The organism is Enterobacter sp. RCC_40, from assembly GCF_041360735.1.
GTDB classification, from domain to species: Bacteria; Pseudomonadota; Gammaproteobacteria; order Enterobacterales; family Enterobacteriaceae; genus Enterobacter; species Enterobacter ludwigii.
Genome location: NZ_JBFUPR010000005.1, coordinates 133,951 through 151,786, shown reverse-complemented (window position 1 = coordinate 151,786; position 17,836 = coordinate 133,951). Strand labels below are relative to the sequence as shown.

Below are 17,836 nucleotides of genomic sequence, written 5' to 3'. Positions count from 1 at the left end.
AAATGCGCATCCTAATGATTATTGATGGTTTGCCCGGTGGAGGAGCCGAAAAAACGGTTCTCACCCTCTCCAGCGGATTGATAGAAATGGGGCATCAGGTCTCCCTTTTCTCCCTGCGAAAGGTGTGCGACTACGCCATCCCGGCAGGCATTGATTATCAGGTCATTCAGGATACGTGTAAAAAGCCCTGGAGAAAGCTCACCGAGATCCCGCGCCGGGCGCAACTGCTGGACAATGCCATTGAGCAGGCTGAGCGCAGCGGGAAGTTCGACGTCATATTCTCGCACCTGCATAAAACCGATCGTATTGTGGCGCACAGTCGTGCGCTGGATCGCGATAAGGTCTGGTTCTGCGTGCATGGCATGTTCTCATTCTCCTACCTGCGTCATCGCCACGGCCTTTCACGCTGGTTTAAGCATTACAAAATTCGTCATACCTACGAAAACCGAAACGTTGTCGCCGTCTCCGCCGCCGTGCTGAAAGATCTCTCAGAGACGCTGTCCATCGACCTTCGTCGCAAAGCGGTTATCCATAATCCCTTTGATATTCCTGAAATCCAGCGTCTGGCGGATGCGCCTTTTGAGATGCAGGGGCAGGATTACATTATTCACGTGGGTCGTTTTCATGAACATAAACGCCACGACCGCCTTCTGCGTGCCTATGCGCAGAGCAAAATAGACGCATCGCTGGTGATGATGGGCAACGGTTCTGACACGAAAATTCAACAGCTTAAACAGTTAGCGAAAGAACTCGGGATCGAAGACAAGGTTATTTTCCGCCCCTTCGAGTCCAACCCTTATCCGTGGATTAAAGGCGCACGGCTTTTAGTGTTAAGTTCTGACTGTGAAGGTTTTGGTAACGTACTGGTAGAATCCATCATCTGCCAGACGCCGCCTGTCAGTACGAACTGTCCTGGCGGGCCCGCTGAAATCCTCACGGGTACGTTGGCGCGCGGGCTGTCGGAGATGAATGACGAATCACTGGCGAAAACACTGGCCGATCTCTATACCTCCCCGCCTGTCGTTGATAGCGCAACGATCGCGTCGTTCGGGATAAATGCCATTTGCCAGCAATATGTTGCGTTGGTAGACAATCAATAATAATCAGGTTTCTTATGCAAAATTCAGCGCCATTATTAAGCGTAGTGGTTGCCGTTTATAACGGCGAAGCTTTCCTGGATCAGTTCTTTACCTGCCTTGCGAATCAACAGATCGACAGTATGGAAGTCATCATCGTCAATGATGGCTCCACGGACAGTTCGATGCAGATAGTCGAAACCTGGCGTGAAAAACTGCCACAAATGCAGGTTATCGAACAGGAAAATCAGGGTGTATCCATTGCGCGCAATACCGGTCTGGCCGTCGCTACCGGCCAATATCTCTCTTTCCCGGATATTGATGATGTCTTTAAGCCCGGCATGTATCAGCGCTTGCTTGATATGGCCATCACGCAGAATCTGGATGTCGCCACCTGCAACGGAAACTACGTCTGGGAAAACAATAAGAAGCCTTCACGGCCGATTTTCCCGGAAGACAAGCTGGCCTCGACAGGCGTCATGACCGGTGCGGCCTGGTTAAAAAAAGCGCTCGACTCACGCAAGTTTCTGCATGTGACCTGGCTGAATATCTATCGCCACGACTTTATTCGTCAGAACGGTTTTCGTTTTGAGCCCGGCCTGCGTCATCAGGATATCCCATGGACTACCGAAGTCTTGCTCGCAGCTGACCGCGTGCAGTACACCAGTGAACGTTTTTACGACTATTACATTCACTCCGCATCGGTTTCTCATATGCCGGACAATGATGACACGCTGATTCGCTCGGCGCGCCATTACATGAAAATTCTGCAGATGCTGGATGCCATCAACCAGCGTTACCCGGAAAAAGTGAAAGATATCCCCGCCTGCCACTGGCAAATCGCCAAAGAGGGGCTTGGGATCATTCATACCTTCGACAATATGAAGGATGTGCAGAAGAAGTCGATGATAATAAAAGAGTTCTTCGACACGGGTATCTGGAGGCTTATCTGGAAAAGTGCCAAAAGCCCCCGTTTGCGCTGGCGCCTGGGCCGACGCTACTTCCGTTTAAAACGGTATCTGGCATAAGAGATAGCTTTACCCGGCTTAAATGCTTAGAATTTCCCCGCCGAAACTAAAAAACGGATAATCGCTTGGAATTGTTGTATACCGCCCTGCTCTACATCATCCAGCCACTGGTGTGGCTGCGACTGTTGCTTCGTAGCCGTAAAGCGCCTGCGTATCGTAAACGCTGGGCTGAACGCTATGGTTACTGCCGCAATAAAGTCGTGCCGGACGGTATTTTGCTGCATTCCGTTTCTGTGGGCGAAACGCTGGCGGCGATCCCGCTGGTTCGCGCCCTTCGTCACCGCTATCCGTCACTGCCGATCACGGTCACGACCATGACGCCGACGGGATCTGAACGCGCATTATCGGCGTTCGGTAAAGACGTTCAACACGTCTATTTGCCTTACGACCTGCCTTGCGCCATGAACCGCTTCCTGAATACCGTTCGCCCGAAACTGGTGATCGTCATGGAAACCGAGCTGTGGCCAAATATGATTTCCGCCCTGCATGCCCGTAAAATTCCGCTGGTGATTGCCAACGCGCGCCTTTCAGAGCGCTCGGCGAAAGGTTACGGCAAGTTAGGTAAATTTATGCGCCGCCTGCTCAGCCGAATTACGCTGATTGCCGCGCAGAATGAAGAAGACGCGGCGCGCTTTCTCGCTCTGGGCCTGAAGCGCAACCAGCTTGCGGTGACGGGTAGCCTGAAGTTCGATATCTCCGTCACGCCTGAACTCGCCGCCCGTGCGATTACGCTGCGTCGCCAGTGGGCACCGCGTCGCCAGGTGTGGATTGCAACCAGCACCCATGACGGCGAAGAAGCCATTATCCTGCAGGCTCATCGTAAGCTGCTGGAAAAATTCCCCGATTTGCTGCTGATTCTGGTCCCCCGTCACCCCGAACGTTTTAAAGATGCGCGTGAGATGGTGCAGAAAGGCGGCTTCAGCTTTACCCTGCGCAGCAGCGGTGAGATCCCCTCCGGCAGCACTCAGGTGGTGATTGGCGATACAATGGGCGAGCTGATGCTGCTTTACGGCATTGCCGATCTGGCTTTTGTCGGCGGCAGCCTTGTGGAGCGCGGCGGCCATAATCCGCTTGAGCCGGCCGCACACGCCATTCCGGTGCTGATGGGCCCACACACGTTTAACTTCAAAGATATCTGCGCTAAATTGCAGCAAGCCGACGGGTTAATTACCGTGACCGACGCGGACTCGGTGGTCAAAGAGGTCTCAACCCTTCTGACCGACGAAGACTACCGCCTCTGGTATGGTCGCCATGCTGTCGAAGTGCTGCATCAGAACCAGGGCGCACTCACTCGTCTGCTGCAACTTCTGCAACCTTATCTGCCTCAGCGGAGCCACTAATGTCAACGCGTCTGTCGGTCGTGATGATCGCCAAAAACGCCGCCGACCTGCTTCCGGACTGCCTGGCCTCCGTCGCCTGGGCTGACGAAATTGTCCTTCTCGACTCCGGCAGCGAGGACAACACGGTGGATGTCGCCCGTGCCGCGGGTGCAAAGGTCTTTATCGATACCGACTGGCAAGGCTACGGCATCCAGCGCCAGCGCGCGCAGCGCTATGCTACTGGCGATTACGTGCTGATGCTGGACACTGACGAGCGCATCACACCTGAGCTCCGCCAGGCCATTCAGGCGGTGCTGGCAGCACCTCAGCCTGGCGCGGTATACAGCATTGCACGTCGCAACTATTTCCTTGGCCGTTTTATGCGCCACAGCGGCTGGTATCCAGACCGCGTAATGCGCCTCTACGAGCGTGAGCGATATCAGTACAACGATAATCTGGTCCATGAATCCCTGGCATGCGACAGTGCCCCCGTCATTCCTCTGACGGGCGATCTGCTGCATCTGACCTGCCGGGATTTCGCCAGCTTCCAGCGCAAACAGCTTAACTATGCCACCGCATGGGCGCATGAGCGTTACCTGCACGGCAAGAAGGCCACGCTGACCGGTATTTTCACCCACACGCTGGGGGCATTTCTGAAAACACTGCTGCTGCGAGGCGGCGTGCTGGACGGTAAACAGGGGTGGTTACTGGCGGTGGTGAATGCCCAGTATACTTTCAACAAATACACCGAGCTGTGGGCGCTTTGCCGCGGCTACTCAGAGAAAACGTGAGCCATGAGCACAAAAGCGATTTATCCGGGTACCTTTGATCCCATCACCAACGGTCATCTTGACATCATCACCCGTGCGGCATGCATGTTTGATAAGGTGATTCTGGCGATCGCCGCCAGCCCCAGTAAGAAACCCATGTTCGACCTCAATGAGCGCGTTGCACTTGCCACTGACGCTATCTCACATCTGCCAAACGTTGAGGTGGTGGGCTTCAGCGATCTGATGGCCAACTTCGCCCGTGCCCGGCAGGCTAACATTTTGATCCGTGGGTTACGCGCGGTGGCAGACTTCGAATACGAAATGCAGCTGGCGCACATGAACCGCCACCTGATGCCAGAGCTGGAGAGCGTGTTCCTGATGCCCTCAAAAGAGTGGTCGTTTATCTCTTCTTCGCTGGTCAAAGAGGTGGCGCGTCATCACGGTGACGTGACCCATTTCCTGCCGGCTAACGTCCATCAGGCGTTGATGGAAAAATTAAAGTAGCCCTATTTCTGGCACTGACGGCAATAGAACGTGGCGCGCTGGGCGTGCTTCGTTGCAATAATCGGTGTCCCACAGACTCTGCACGGCTCACCCTTACGGCCATATACCTGCAGCTCCTGAGCAAAATAGCCGGGTTTACCGTCGCTCTGCAGGAAGTCCTTCAGAGTGGTCCCCCCTTGCTCAATAGAACGCAACAGCACCGCTTTAATCACCCGGACCAGCAGTTCACACTCCTGGGATGACAGCGACGAGGCCAGCCGATCGGGATGGATCCCGGCAGCAAACAGCGATTCGCTGGCATAAATATTCCCTACTCCCACCACCAGCTTATTGTCCATCAGCCACGGTTTGATCGGGGTTTTCTTCTTTGCACACTTCGCTTTCAGGTATTCCGCGTTAAATGCCTCTGAGAGCGGCTCTGGCCCCAGATGCGCCAGAACGCTGTGTCCTTCAAGCTCTTTGGTCCACAGCCATGCGCCAAAGCGTCGTGGGTCGGTGTAACGCAGCACTTTACCGTTGCTCATCACCAGATCGACATGGTCATGCTTTTCCGCGGGCAGTTCTTCGGTAAGGATGCGCAGACTACCGGACATACCGAGATGGATGATAATCCAGCCGTCGGGCAGCTCCAGCAGCAGATATTTGGCGCGACGCTGGACGCTGAGAATCGGTTTATCGCTTAACGCATGGATTTCATCGGATACCGGCCAACGCAGGCGACCGTTGCGAACGATAGCATGAAGAATAGTCGCGCCGACCAGATGCGGCTCAATACCGCGGCGGCTGGTCTCTACCTCAGGTAATTCAGGCATGGTTCCTCCGGAGTAAGATGCAGAATGCAAAAAACCCCGCAGTTGCGGGGTTTTTCAATACAAGGAGGCTAAAATTATTTGATTTTAGCTTCTTTGTACAGTACGTGCTGGCGTACAACTGGATCGAATTTTTTCAGTTCCAGTTTTTCCGGCTTAGTACGTTTGTTCTTCGTGGTGGTGTAGAAGTGACCTGTACCAGCAGAAGAAACCAGCTTGATTTTCTCGCGAATACCTTTAGCCATGATTTATTTCCTCTTTAAGTACTTAGTACTTTTCGCCACGGGCACGCAGTTCGGACAGAACTGTATCAATGCCTTTCTTATCGATTACACGCATACCTTTAGCAGATACGCGCAGGGTGACAAAACGCTTCTCGCTCTCAACCCAGAAACGGTGAGAGTGCAGGTTCGGCAGGAAACGGCGTTTAGTCGCGTTCAGTGCGTGGGAACGGTTGTTACCGGTCACCGGACGCTTGCCAGTAACTTGGCAGACTCGGGACATGTCTATTCTCCAAAAATCAAATTAGCTCGAGCTTCGTATGGGGTATCGGCGCCTCGTCAGGCTTTACAGCCCGGTCATCGCATAGTTCTATTGAACTCTCGATTGCCAGGCCCAAATGCCAAACCCGAGATTCTCAAAGGTGGCGTAGTATACGCTGACTCGGCGGTGTGCTCAAGTCCCGAACAGACAAAGATCCCGATGGATCGCGAGAAATAGCCTAAATCCAGCCATGTTCTGCAAAAGAAATGTACTCGCCGCGACCAATTATCAGATGGTCGAGCACACGAATGTCCATGAATTGACAGCATTTGATAATGCGTTCGGTCATCTCTTTGTCAGCTCTGCTTGGTTCTGCACAGCCAGAGGGGTGATTATGCGCGAGTATCACGCCGGCTGCATTCACTTTTATCGCTTCCCGCACAATTTCTCGCGGATGAACCTCAACGTGGCTCAGGGTTCCGGAAAAAAGGCGGCTATGTTTTAGTACCCGGTTCCTGTTATCAAGAAAGATCACCATAAAGATCTCGCGCTCTAAATCAGATAACTGGCTCTGGAGAAATACGCGTGTCATATCCGGGGTGAGTATGGGATCTTCCTCTTCCATACGGACGTCGTAAAAACGGCGGGCCAGTTCAGCAATCCCCCTCAGTTGGGCGAACTTCGCCACGCCAATTCCTTCGACGTGCCTGAATTCCGTCAGATCCGCCGTCAATAAGCCATACAGCGAACCAAAATGGTCGATGAGCTCCTTTGCCAGCGTAAATACCGTTTTGCCGGGTGTTCCGGTGCGTAAAAAGAGTGCCAGCAACTCGTCGTCCTTTAACAACGTGACGCCATAGCGCAGCATTTTTTCACGCGGTAGCAGCAGTTCAGTCTCTTCCATGCCTGTCTCCTTCGGTTTGCCATCATGCTGCCACAGCCACCCCCGGCGCTCGATGCCCACTTTTCATTCCTGCGTAACGCCTCGCAAACTGGCCGAAGGACAAAATCACCCCCTTTTTGGGATTGTGATAAAATGCCCGCTCTCTGGTGAAACCCAACAGGAAAGAATCATGATGAGCCTGGCCGGTAAAAAAATCGTTCTTGGCGTGAGCGGCGGTATTGCTGCCTATAAAGCGCCGGAGCTGGTGCGTCGTTTGCGCGAGCGCGGGGCGGATGTGCGGGTCGCGATAACGGAAGGCGGCAAAGCCTTTATCACGCCTCTGAGCCTGCAGGCCGTTTCAGGGTACCCCGTCTCTGACAGCCTCCTTGATCCGGCCGCCGAAGCCGCGATGGGCCATATTGAGCTGGGAAAATGGGCAGACCTGGTTATCCTTGCCCCCGCCACAGCGGATTTAATTGCCCGCGTAGCAGCCGGCATGGCAAACGATCTGGTCTCGACCATTTGCCTGGCCACGCCCGCACCTGTTGCCGTCGTCCCCGCGATGAACCAGCAGATGTACCGCAACGCCGCCACCCAACATAATCTGACGACGCTGGCCTCACGCGGCCTGCTCATCTGGGGGCCGGACAGCGGTAGCCAGGCGTGTGGTGATGTGGGTCCTGGTCGTATGCTTGACCCGCTGACCATCGTTGAGCTGGCCGCCGGCCATTTTTCGCCTGTCAACGATCTGCAACATCTCAACATCATGATTACCGCGGGCCCAACGCGCGAGCCGCTGGACCCGGTGCGTTACATTACCAACCATAGCTCCGGTAAAATGGGCTTTGCGATTGCTGCCGCGGCGGCAAAACGCGGTGCAAGGGTCACGCTGGTGAGCGGCCCGGTCTCGTTACCGACACCGCCATTTGTGCAGCGTATTGATGTCACCACCGCCCTGGAGATGGACGCCGCCGTACAGGCGCATGCGCAGAACCAGCAGATTTTTATCGGCTGTGCGGCTGTTGCAGATTACCGTGCCGAAACCATTTCCGGGTCAAAAATTAAAAAGCAAGGCGATGAATTAACACTAAAAATGGTGAAAAATCCGGACATTGTTGCGGGTGTCGCCGCACTGAAAAGCCATCGTCCTTACGTTGTTGGGTTTGCCGCAGAAACAAATAATGTGGAAGAATATGCCCGGCAAAAACGTACCCGCAAAAACCTCGATTTGATTTGCGCGAACGACGTATCGCTGGCCACGCAAGGATTTAACAGCGACAGCAACGCACTGCACCTTTTCTGGCAGGATGGAGATAAAGTCTTACCGCTTGAGCGCAAGGAACTCCTGGGCCAACAATTACTGGACGAGATCGTTACCCGTTATGATGAAAAAAATCGACGTTAAGATTCTGGACCCGCGTGTTGGTAAGCAATTTGCGCTGCCAACCTATGCCACCTCCGGCTCTGCCGGTCTTGACCTGCGCGCCTGTCTCGATGACGCCGTAGAGCTGGCTCCGGGTGCAACCACCCTGATCCCAACCGGCCTGGCAATCCACATTGCTGACCCGTCGCTGGCAGCGGTGATCCTGCCGCGTTCTGGTCTGGGTCATAAGCATGGAGTGGTACTGGGTAACCTGGTCGGCCTGATCGACTCTGACTACCAGGGTCAACTGATGGTTTCCGTCTGGAACCGTGGTCAGGACAGCTTCACCATTGAACCGGGCGAGCGTATCGCACAGATGGTCTTTGTACCGGTGGTTCAGGCAGAATTTAACCTGGTGGAAGACTTTGACGCCACCGACCGTGGCGAAGGCGGCTTCGGCCATTCCGGGCGCAAATAACCGCCCGACCGACACGTATCTCACAGCGCCATAATGCAATAACAAACCGCAAACGTCAGTTTGCGGTCGCTGTGTGGATGCCAGCCTGGCAAGTGCTTATTTTCAGGGGTATTTTGTAACATGGCAGAAAAACAAACCGCGAAAAGGAACCGTCGCGAAGAAATACTTCAATCTCTGGCGCTGATGCTTGAATCCAGCGATGGTAGTCAACGCATCACCACCGCAAAACTGGCCGCCTCCGTGGGCGTGTCTGAAGCGGCGTTGTATCGTCATTTTCCGAGCAAAACCCGGATGTTTGACAGTCTGATCGAATTTATCGAAGACAGTCTGATCACTCGCATCAACCTTATTCTGAAAGACGAAAAAGACACGACTGCGCGTTTGCGTCTGATTGTGCAGCTCATTCTGGGCTTTGGTGAACGCAATCCGGGCTTAACCCGTATCCTGACTGGCCACGCGCTGATGTTCGAGCAGGACCGATTACAGGGCCGTATTAACCAGCTCTTCGAGCGTATTGAAGCACAACTGCGCCAGGTACTGCGCGAGAAAAAAATGCGTGAGGGTGAAGGTTACAGCACCGATGAAACGCTGCTGGCAAGTCAGATCCTGTCGTTTTGCGAAGGCATGCTCTCCCGCTTTGTTCGCAGCGAGTTTAAATACCGTCCAACGGACGATTTTGACGCCCGTTGGCCGTTAGTGGCGGCACAGCTGCAATAATCTTCAGGCCCGGTAAGCAGAACGCCACCGGGCTTGATATTACACGCCGAAAGCTTCGCGATACCCACGTACCGCAGCCAGATGATCCGCCATCTCAGGCTTCTCTTCCAGATACGCAATCAGGTCTTTCAGGGTGATGATCGAGGTCACTTTACAGCCGTAATCGCGCTCAACTTCCTGAATCGCAGAGATTTCGCCACGCCCGCGTTCCTGACGATCCAAAGAGATCAGCACGCCAGCAAGCGTAGCGCCGTTGGCCTGAATAATCTCCATCGATTCGCGAATAGCGGTACCGGCGGTGATCACATCGTCCACCAGCATAACGCGACCCTGCAGCGCGCTGCCTACCAGATTACCGCCTTCACCGTGGGTTTTAGCCTCTTTACGGTTAAAGCAGTACGGTACGTCGCGGTCGTGGTGTTCCGCCAGCGCAACCGCGGTGGTAGTGGCAATCGGAATGCCTTTATAGGCCGGGCCAAACAGCAGGTCAAAATCAATACCGGAGTCCACCAGCGCTTCGGCATAGAAACGGCCTAACAATGCCAGATCGCGCCCGGTATTAAACAGTCCGGCGTTGAAGAAATAGGGGCTCTTACGCCCGGATTTCAGCGTAAACTCGCCAAATTTCAGGACCTGCTTGTTAAGCGCAAACTCAATAAACTCACGCTGCCAGGATTTCATGGGCTTACTCCTCCGACTTTTGCTTTTGTACGAACAAAAAAAAGGCGACTCATCAGTCGCCTTTAAAATCAATTTTCTAACGCCGCCTTCTGCGTCGTTACGATAGATTCAATTCCCCCTCGGGCCAACGCCAGCAAGGTAAGAAGTTCTTCATGGGTGAACGGCTCACCTTCTGCCGTGCCCTGCACCTCAATGATGCGACCGTCTTCAGTCATCACCACGTTCATGTCAGTCTCGGCAGCGGAATCTTCGACGTATTCCAGATCGCAAAGCGCTTCACCGTTAACGATACCCACGGAAACAGCCGCGACCATCCCTTTCATCGGATTCGTTTTCAGCTTACCGGCTGCAACCAGCTTATTCAGGGCATCAGCCAGCGCCACACATGCACCGGTAATCGACGCCGTACGCGTACCACCGTCTGCCTGAATGACGTCGCAGTCCAGAGTAATGGTAAATTCACCCAATGTTTTCAGATCAACGGCGGCGCGCAGCGCACGTGCGATCAGACGCTGGATTTCCATGGTACGGCCGCCCTGCTTGCCTTTTGCCGCTTCGCGGGCGTTACGGGTATGGGTTGCACGCGGCAACATGCCATATTCCGCAGTGATCCAGCCCTGGCCCTGACCTTTCAGGAAGCGTGGAACGCCCTCTTCGATAGACGCGGTGCACAGCACTTTGGTGTCACCAAACTCAACCAGTACGGAGCCTTCTGCGTGTTTTGTATAGTTACGGGTCAGGGTGACGGGACGCACCTGATTGGCGCTACGACCTGCTGGACGCATGATGAAATCTCCGGCTTGAAACGAATGTGGCTGCGCATTATACGGATAAAGGACGCTTATTCCTATCCTGAGAAGCCCCCGAAAGCTATAATCCCCCCATCTCTCCTTTAAAAACGGGAATGTCTATGATCCGCAGTATGACCGCCTACGCCCGGCGTGAAATCAAGGGTAGCTGGGGTAGCGCTACATGGGAAATGCGCTCGGTAAACCAGCGCTACCTGGAAACGTATTTCCGTATGCCGGAGCAGTTCCGCAGCCTTGAACCTGTTGTACGCGAGCGTATCCGTGCTCGTCTGACGCGCGGTAAAGTGGAATGTAACCTGCGTTTTGAGCCTGATGCCAGCGCCCAGGGTGAGCTGATCCTCAACGAAAAACTGGCGAAACAGCTCGTCACTGCAGCGAACTGGGTCAAGATGCAAAGCGATGAAGGGGAAATCAACCCGGTCGATATTCTGCGCTGGCCTGGCGTCATGGCCGCCGGTGAGCAGGATCTGGACACGATTGCCGCTGAAATTCTCAGTGCCCTCGACAGCACGCTGGATGACTTTATCATTGCCCGCGAAACTGAAGGCCAGGCCCTCAAAGCGATGATTGAGCAGCGTCTGGAAGGTGTGACCACCGAAGTGGCTAAAGTCCGTACCCATATGCCTGCGGTCCTGCAATGGCAGCGTGAGCGCCTGGTGGCCAAACTGGAAGAAGCGGAAGTTCAGCTGGAAAATACCCGTCTGGAACAAGAGCTGGTGCTGATGGCACAGCGCATTGACGTCGCCGAAGAGCTGGATCGTCTGGAAGCGCACGTTAAAGAGACTTACAACATCCTGAAGAAGAAAGAAGCCGTAGGGCGTCGTCTCGATTTTATGATGCAGGAGTTCAACCGCGAGTCGAACACCCTGGCCTCGAAATCGATCAATGCTGAAGTGACCAACTCCGCCATTGAACTGAAAGTGCTGATTGAGCAGATGCGCGAGCAGATCCAGAATATCGAGTAACGCTTTATTCAAGCCGCTTTCTCATCATGGCCCCGTTCAGGGGCCATTTTTTTATCGGAACAGGCTATCGGCGGCAAACGCCTATAACATGAATAATTGTAATGTGAAAATTACCGTTTAACGCCATTACACCCAGCCAAACAACGTTCAGTCATTACCAAAAATAAGGCTAACGTCCTCACACAAGAAAAACTAAATCGTGACAGACCGCACAAAACGCTACCCTGTTGCCCTCACTATCGGGGGAACACATGCTGCTACACATCCTTTATCTCGTCGGGATCACTGCCGAAGCCATGACCGGTGCACTCGCTGCCGGACGCCGTCGTATGGATACGTTTGGGGTCATCATTATTGCTACCGCCACCGCGCTGGGAGGCGGATCGGTACGCGATATCCTGCTGGGGCATTACCCTCTCGGCTGGGTTAAGCACCCCGAGTACATCATCATTGTGGCTGTCGCCGCAGTGCTGACCACTATCCTTGCTCCTGTAATGCCCCATCTTCGACGTCTGTTTTTAGTGCTTGATGCTCTGGGCCTGGTCGTGTTCTCCATCATCGGGGCACAAATTGCGCTGGATATGGGCGAAAGCCCGGTGATTGCCACTATTGCCGCAGTTGTGACGGGCGTATTTGGCGGCGTACTGCGCGATATGTTCTGCAAACGCATACCCCTGGTCTTTCAAAAAGAGCTCTACGCCGGGATATCCTTTGCATCAGCCGTTCTGTATATCGCTTTACAGCATTATGTTTCCAGCCATGACGTCGTGGTCATCGCCACCTTGTTATTTGGCTTCACGGCTCGCTTGCTTGCGCTGCGCTTGAAACTGGGACTGCCCGTGTTTCATTACACTCAGGACACCCACTGACTGGCCGCTTTCTATTCTCCCCGATAAGATAGCGGCGTTTATCAGCGATAAGCGACAGCAAGCTCATGTCAGAATCCTTGCACTCCCTGCTTGCCGAGCCAGGCAACCAGCCCGGCAATGCCAGGATCATGTATAAACACAACGAGCTGCCGGGCTTTCTCCTTTCCTGTGCCGGGCAGCGCCTGCCAGTCTGCTGCGTTACGCTCACGCATTTTCTGCCACGTCAGGTCTCCCATAGCGTTTAGCGAGGCCTGCGTCAGCGGAACACCCAATGCCATGATCCAACGAATAAAGGGTCGCTCACGTACCAGATTAAAGCGATGCCAGAGCGCCAGCCCGCGTGCTTCGGAAAACCCCGGGGTAGACTCCAGCTGCGCCTGCGTTAATGTCAGCCATGAGAAGATATGTTCAAAATGATGCGCCTGATGCAGCGCCCGCCAGCCTGACTCACCGACGCCTTCAATATTCAGCACGTGCTTTGAACTGAGCCACTTCAGGCGAGCAAAGAACTGCTCCATACACGCCGGCGAGGCGTAAAAACAGCTCTGCGCATGATAATACGAGGCCGGGGGTGTGGGCTTTTGTCTCTCTTCCCCCCGCCAGACCACCTTATCGAACCGCGGGATACCCTGCCCGGCCAGACTGACCTGTATCTGATCACCCGTCGCAATATCCAGCCTCTGCCAGCGCTCAACGGACCCAAGACTGACCCGTTGTACCTGCTTATCATCCAGCAGGACAGGGCCCAGCGCCGCCACGACCGAGATTTTTCCCGTGCGCCCCACGGCAAAATGAATATCTCTTACTTCGGCGATCTGTGCGACCGGGGGGTATTTCCATGCGACGACCCAGCTGCCTTCTCCGGGCAACCAGTTTTCGCCGGGAGGAGCATCCGAGGACCGCACCACAATGCCGTCCGTGGCAAAGGGTAATGCCGTGTCGTGCCACGTCGAGCGCTGTTTCTCGACAGCATCAACAGTCTGTACAGGCAGGGTATAACGCGCCGTCAGGGAAAAGCCGGCTTTAGATAACTCAGACAGCGCACTCGACATCACTTTCGGCCCATCCGGCCAGGCCCAGATAAATATCCCTGTCTGGCTCAGAAGCGGACTGTCCTTTTGCCGCATCATCGCGCCCGCCACTTTTGCCCGTGCGTTCATTCCCCCCATCTGTCGCTGAAGATGGTTGTCGCGTAACCAAAAAAGCTCTCCCTGTAAGACGCTGTTGGCCAGCGCACCGGTCACTTTTTTGGGCACTGCGGGAATTAAATACACTTGTGCAGTCCAGTCTTCACCTTTAAGCCCATCACCACGACTGATAGCCTGGGTTAACTTTCCGTCGCGATACACCAGCGTCACTGCCACCCCGTCGACTTTTGGCTGCATCCAGAGAGTGTCACGACCACGCATCCACTGGCGTAGCTCTTCTTTACTGGCCGCTTTATGCACTCCAGTATGGGCAACAGGATGTCTTACGCTCCCCGTTAGAACCGGTAAGGCCTCCTCAGAAGGTATATCGCCGAAGCAGCGCTGCCACTGCTTTAAACGGCCATTGAGCTGGTCATAGACGTCGTCATTCACCTCGCTCACGCCCTGCTTCCAGTAGGCATCATCCCAGCGTTTGACTTGCGCACTCAACGTCGCAATCTCTTTCTCTGCTTTTGCCTGAGACCACACGGGACACACCGCCGCACCATAGCCGCACCACAACAGCATTAATCCGCTCATCCATCGCCACATCGCCACCCCTCCTTTGCGTTGGTGGAGGTATAACCCGACGCGGAAAACCGTGCTAATGGCAATCTTTCACTCTGCGAGGCGTTGTCAGAGGTTTATTTTTATTGCTGCAAAACAGCTGTAAAACCTGAAAACGGCGCGCAAAATTCAATAATGCAGGGGAAAAAGTGTGACAAAGGCTACGTCACACAGCGGCGACGTGTATAATAAGCCCGTATGTAGGACTTCTTCGTTAACACATACAAAAGACTCTCATGGCTCAAGGCACGCTTTATATTGTTTCTGCCCCTAGTGGCGCGGGTAAATCCAGCCTTATTCAGGCACTGTTAAAAACCCAACCGTTGTACGACACACAGGTTTCTGTTTCTCACACCACGCGTAAACCGCGTCCGGGTGAAGTGCACGGTGAACACTATTTCTTTGTTGATCACGATGAATTCAGAGCGATGATTGGCAGAGACGCGTTTCTTGAACACGCAGAAGTTTTCGGTAACTACTACGGCACTTCGCGTGAAACCATTGAGCAGGTTCTGGCCACGGGCGTAAATGTGTTCCTGGATATCGACTGGCAGGGCGCACAGCAGATTCGCAAGAAAATGCCTGATTCACGCAGTATCTTTATTTTACCGCCATCGAAAGATGAGCTGGATCGCCGACTGCGTGGCCGCGGTCAGGACAGCGAGGAAGTGATCGCCCGGCGTATGGAGCAGGCAGTTGCAGAAATGAGCCATTACGCGGAATATGATTACCTTATTGTGAATGATGATTTTGATGCCGCGCTGAGCGATCTCAAAACCATTCTTCGCGCAGAACGCTTGCGTATGAGCCGCCAGAAGCAGCGACATGACGCATTAATCACCAAACTGTTGGCAGACTGAACCCACTTTCAGTATCATGCCCAGTCATTTCTTCACCTGTGGAGCATTTTAAGTATGGCACGCGTAACTGTTCAGGACGCTGTAGAGAAAATTGGTAACCGTTTTGACCTGGTGCTGGTCGCCGCGCGTCGCGCTCGTCAGATGCAGGTAGGCGGTAAAGATCCGCTGGTACCGGAAGAAAACGATAAAACTACCGTTATTGCACTTCGCGAAATCGAAGAAGGTCTGATCAACAATCAGATCCTCGACGTACGTGAGCGCCAGGAGCAGCAAGAGCAGGAAGCCGCAGAACTGCAGGCCGTAACCGCCATTGCTGAAGGTCGTCGTTAATTAAACCTGCGGGTCGCCCTTGTATCTGTTTGAAAGCCTGAATCAACTGATTCAAACTTACCTGCCTGAAGACCAGATTAAGCGTCTTCAGCAGGCGTATCTCGTTGCACGTGACGCTCACGAGGGCCAGGCACGTTCAAGCGGTGAACCCTATATCACGCACCCGGTAGCGGTGGCCTGTATTCTGGCCGAGATGAAACTCGACTACGAAACGCTGATGGCTGCCCTGCTGCATGATGTGATCGAAGATACCCCTGCCACCTACCAGGATATGGAACAGCTGTTTGGCAAAAGCGTTGCCGAGCTGGTGGAAGGGGTCTCTAAGCTTGATAAGCTGAAATTCCGCGACAAGAAAGAGGCGCAAGCCGAAAACTTTCGCAAGATGATTATGGCGATGGTGCAGGATATCCGCGTCATTCTTATCAAACTTGCTGACCGTACCCACAATATGCGCACGCTGGGCTCACTTCGCCCGGACAAACGTCGCCGCATTGCCCGTGAAACCCTCGAAATCTACAGTCCGCTGGCGCACCGTTTAGGTATCCACCACATTAAAACCGAGCTGGAAGAGCTGGGTTTTGAAGCGTTATACCCGAACCGCTATCGCGTGATTAAAGAGGTGGTGAAAGCCGCACGCGGCAACCGTAAAGAGATGATTCAAAAGATCCTCTCTGAAATTGAAGGACGTTTACAGGAAGCGGGAATTCCGTGCCGCGTCAGCGGTCGCGAAAAACATCTGTACTCCATCTACTGCAAAATGGTGCTCAAAGAGCAGCGTTTTCATTCGATCATGGATATCTACGCGTTCCGCGTGATCGTCCACGACTCTGATACCTGCTACCGCGTGCTGGGCCAGATGCACAGCCTGTACAAACCGCGTCCAGGACGCATGAAAGATTACATCGCCATTCCAAAAGCGAACGGCTATCAATCTTTGCACACCTCGATGATCGGTCCACACGGCGTGCCTGTTGAAGTGCAGATCCGCACCGAAGACATGGACCAGATGGCGGAGATGGGTGTGGCTGCACACTGGGCTTATAAAGAGCACGGTGGTGAAAGCAGTACAACCGCACAAATCCGCGCCCAGCGCTGGATGCAAAGCCTGCTGGAGCTGCAGCAGAGTGCGGGTAGCTCGTTTGAATTTATCGAGAGCGTTAAATCCGATCTCTTCCCGGATGAGATTTACGTTTTCACCCCAGAAGGCCGCATTGTCGAACTGCCTGCAGGCGCTACGCCGGTCGACTTTGCTTACGCCGTGCATACCGATATCGGCCACGCCTGCGTGGGCGCGCGTGTCGACAGGCAGCCTTATCCGCTCTCTCAGCCGCTTTCCAGCGGCCAGACGGTGGAAATTATTACCGCACCGGGCGCACGTCCGAACGCGGCCTGGCTGAACTTTGTCGTGAGTTCCAAAGCACGCGCCAAAATCCGCCAGTTGCTGAAAAACCTCAAGCGCGATGATTCCGTCAGCCTGGGGCGTCGTCTGCTCAACCATGCGTTGGGTGGTAGCCGTAAGCTGGCTGAAATCCCGAAAGAGAACATTCAGCGTGAGCTGGAGCGCATGAAGCTCGCCTCGCTTGATGATCTGCTGGCAGAAATCGGCCTCGGCAACGCCATGAGCGTGGTCGTGGCGAAGAACCTGCAGCAGGGTGATACCACGGCGATCCCGACGACGACGCAAAGCCACGGTCATCTGCCGATCAAAGGCGCGGACGGCGTACTTATCACCTTCGCGAAATGTTGCCGTCCTATCCCGGGTGACCCGATTATTGCGCACGTCAGTCCGGGTAAAGGGCTGGTTATCCACCACGAATCCTGTCGTAACATCCGCGGCTATCAAAAAGAGGCGGAGAAGTTCATGGCAGTCGAGTGGGATAAAGAGACGGCACAGGAATTTATCACCGAAATTAAGGTGGATATGTTCAACCACCAGGGCGCCCTGGCGAACCTGACGGCAGCAATCAATACGGCCTCTTCCAACATTCAGAGCCTGAACACGGAAGAGAAAGATGGCCGCGTCTACAGCGCCTTTATTCGTCTGACCGCCCGTGACCGCGTGCATCTGGCGAACATTATGCGCAAGATCCGCGTGATGCCGGACGTGATTAAAGTCACCCGTAACCGAAACTAGACTT

20 protein-coding genes are annotated in these 17,836 nt (G+C 54.1%); 13 read left to right on the top strand and 7 right to left on the bottom strand.

Features of this window, described 5'->3' with window-relative positions:
* The first annotated feature begins 2 nt into the window (after window positions 1–2).
* From AB6731_RS17705 to coaD, 5 genes are all read left to right on the top strand, one after another.
* The gene (locus AB6731_RS17705; RefSeq protein WP_032679322.1) at window positions 3–1,100 is read left to right on the top strand and encodes a glycosyltransferase; all 1,098 of its coding nucleotides are present in this window, start codon (window positions 3–5) and stop codon (window positions 1,098–1,100) included.
* Between the two features lie 14 nt (window positions 1,101–1,114).
* Window positions 1,115–2,104 carry a glycosyltransferase gene (locus tag AB6731_RS17700; RefSeq protein WP_073397556.1) on the top strand — a complete coding sequence of 330 codons (990 nt, stop codon included), beginning with the start codon at window positions 1,115–1,117 and terminating at the stop codon, window positions 2,102–2,104.
* Between the two features lie 65 nt (window positions 2,105–2,169).
* Complete coding sequence (gene waaA / locus AB6731_RS17695) at window positions 2,170–3,444, top strand: lipid IV(A) 3-deoxy-D-manno-octulosonic acid transferase (RefSeq protein WP_014168058.1); 1,275 nt, start codon at window positions 2,170–2,172, stop codon at window positions 3,442–3,444.
* Window positions 3,444–4,214, top strand: coding sequence for a glycosyltransferase family 2 protein (locus AB6731_RS17690; RefSeq protein ID WP_134179756.1), 771 nt, complete (start codon window positions 3,444–3,446; stop codon window positions 4,212–4,214). The genes waaA and AB6731_RS17690 overlap by 1 nt, the downstream gene beginning before the upstream one ends.
* A gap of 3 nt (window positions 4,215–4,217) precedes the next feature.
* Complete coding sequence (gene coaD, locus AB6731_RS17685) at window positions 4,218–4,697, top strand: pantetheine-phosphate adenylyltransferase (protein WP_014168056.1); 480 nt, start codon at window positions 4,218–4,220, stop codon at window positions 4,695–4,697.
* A gap of 2 nt (window positions 4,698–4,699) precedes the next feature.
* Here coaD and mutM read toward each other — a convergent pair whose 3' ends face one another.
* The 4 genes from mutM to radC all read right to left on the bottom strand — a co-directional run bounded on the left by mutM (window position 4,700) and on the right by radC (window position 6,893).
* Entirely contained in the window at window positions 4,700–5,509 is an 810-nt protein-coding gene (gene mutM / locus AB6731_RS17680; RefSeq protein WP_032679319.1) for a bifunctional DNA-formamidopyrimidine glycosylase/DNA-(apurinic or apyrimidinic site) lyase, read from the bottom strand.
* A 74-nt stretch (window positions 5,510–5,583) separates the two neighbouring features.
* Window positions 5,584–5,751 (bottom strand): 50S ribosomal protein L33, encoded by a 168-nt coding sequence (gene rpmG / locus AB6731_RS17675; RefSeq protein WP_003024094.1) that lies wholly within the window; start codon window positions 5,749–5,751, stop codon window positions 5,584–5,586.
* Between the two features lie 22 nt (window positions 5,752–5,773).
* Window positions 5,774–6,010 carry a 50S ribosomal protein L28 gene (gene rpmB, locus AB6731_RS17670; protein ID WP_002436699.1) on the bottom strand — a complete coding sequence of 79 codons (237 nt, stop codon included), beginning with the start codon at window positions 6,008–6,010 and terminating at the stop codon, window positions 5,774–5,776.
* Between the two features lie 217 nt (window positions 6,011–6,227).
* Window positions 6,228–6,893, bottom strand: coding sequence for a DNA repair protein RadC (radC, locus tag AB6731_RS17665; protein WP_020882690.1), 666 nt, complete (start codon window positions 6,891–6,893; stop codon window positions 6,228–6,230).
* Between the two features lie 172 nt (window positions 6,894–7,065).
* On the opposite strand from radC, the gene coaBC reads away from it, so the two are divergent.
* The 3 genes from coaBC (at window position 7,066) to slmA (ending at window position 9,430) form a co-directional block, all read left to right on the top strand.
* Entirely contained in the window at window positions 7,066–8,277 is a 1,212-nt protein-coding gene (gene coaBC / locus AB6731_RS17660; RefSeq protein ID WP_219373264.1) for a bifunctional phosphopantothenoylcysteine decarboxylase/phosphopantothenate--cysteine ligase CoaBC, read from the top strand.
* Window positions 8,255–8,713 (top strand): dUTP diphosphatase, encoded by a 459-nt coding sequence (gene dut / locus AB6731_RS17655; protein WP_014168052.1) that lies wholly within the window; start codon window positions 8,255–8,257, stop codon window positions 8,711–8,713. Before coaBC ends, dut begins: the two co-directional genes overlap by 23 nt.
* A gap of 120 nt (window positions 8,714–8,833) precedes the next feature.
* Window positions 8,834–9,430: a nucleoid occlusion factor SlmA gene (gene slmA / locus AB6731_RS17650; RefSeq protein ID WP_020882692.1), complete on the top strand. Its 597-nt coding sequence runs from the start codon at window positions 8,834–8,836 to the stop codon at window positions 9,428–9,430.
* 39 nt (window positions 9,431–9,469) lie between these two features.
* Here slmA and pyrE read toward each other — a convergent pair whose 3' ends face one another.
* A complete protein-coding gene (pyrE, locus tag AB6731_RS17645; protein WP_014168048.1) occupies window positions 9,470–10,111 on the bottom strand; it encodes an orotate phosphoribosyltransferase in 642 nt (213 codons plus the stop codon).
* A 68-nt stretch (window positions 10,112–10,179) separates the two neighbouring features.
* Window positions 10,180–10,896 (bottom strand): ribonuclease PH, encoded by a 717-nt coding sequence (gene rph, locus AB6731_RS17640; RefSeq protein ID WP_013094888.1) that lies wholly within the window; start codon window positions 10,894–10,896, stop codon window positions 10,180–10,182.
* Between the two features lie 125 nt (window positions 10,897–11,021).
* On the opposite strand from rph, the gene AB6731_RS17635 reads away from it, so the two are divergent.
* Window positions 11,022–11,885: a YicC/YloC family endoribonuclease gene (locus AB6731_RS17635; RefSeq protein ID WP_020882693.1), complete on the top strand. Its 864-nt coding sequence runs from the start codon at window positions 11,022–11,024 to the stop codon at window positions 11,883–11,885.
* A gap of 251 nt (window positions 11,886–12,136) precedes the next feature.
* Complete coding sequence (locus tag AB6731_RS17630; RefSeq protein WP_020882694.1) at window positions 12,137–12,754, top strand: trimeric intracellular cation channel family protein; 618 nt, start codon at window positions 12,137–12,139, stop codon at window positions 12,752–12,754.
* Window positions 12,755–12,822: 68 nt separating this feature from the next.
* Here AB6731_RS17630 and ligB read toward each other — a convergent pair whose 3' ends face one another.
* Window positions 12,823–14,493 carry an NAD-dependent DNA ligase LigB gene (gene ligB / locus AB6731_RS17625; RefSeq protein ID WP_371006616.1) on the bottom strand — a complete coding sequence of 557 codons (1,671 nt, stop codon included), beginning with the start codon at window positions 14,491–14,493 and terminating at the stop codon, window positions 12,823–12,825.
* 251 nt (window positions 14,494–14,744) lie between these two features.
* Here ligB and gmk point away from each other — a divergent pair, with 251 nt between their 5' ends.
* The 3 genes from gmk to spoT are packed head-to-tail and all read left to right on the top strand — an operon-like array spanning window position 14,745 to window position 17,832.
* A complete protein-coding gene (gmk, locus tag AB6731_RS17620) occupies window positions 14,745–15,368 on the top strand; it encodes a guanylate kinase (RefSeq protein ID WP_014168044.1) in 624 nt (207 codons plus the stop codon).
* A gap of 54 nt (window positions 15,369–15,422) precedes the next feature.
* Window positions 15,423–15,698 carry a DNA-directed RNA polymerase subunit omega gene (rpoZ, locus tag AB6731_RS17615; protein WP_000135058.1) on the top strand — a complete coding sequence of 92 codons (276 nt, stop codon included), beginning with the start codon at window positions 15,423–15,425 and terminating at the stop codon, window positions 15,696–15,698.
* Between the two features lie 19 nt (window positions 15,699–15,717).
* Window positions 15,718–17,832 (top strand): bifunctional GTP diphosphokinase/guanosine-3',5'-bis pyrophosphate 3'-pyrophosphohydrolase, encoded by a 2,115-nt coding sequence (gene spoT / locus AB6731_RS17610; RefSeq protein ID WP_014168043.1) that lies wholly within the window; start codon window positions 15,718–15,720, stop codon window positions 17,830–17,832.
* The last annotated feature ends 4 nt before the right edge of the window (window positions 17,833–17,836 follow it).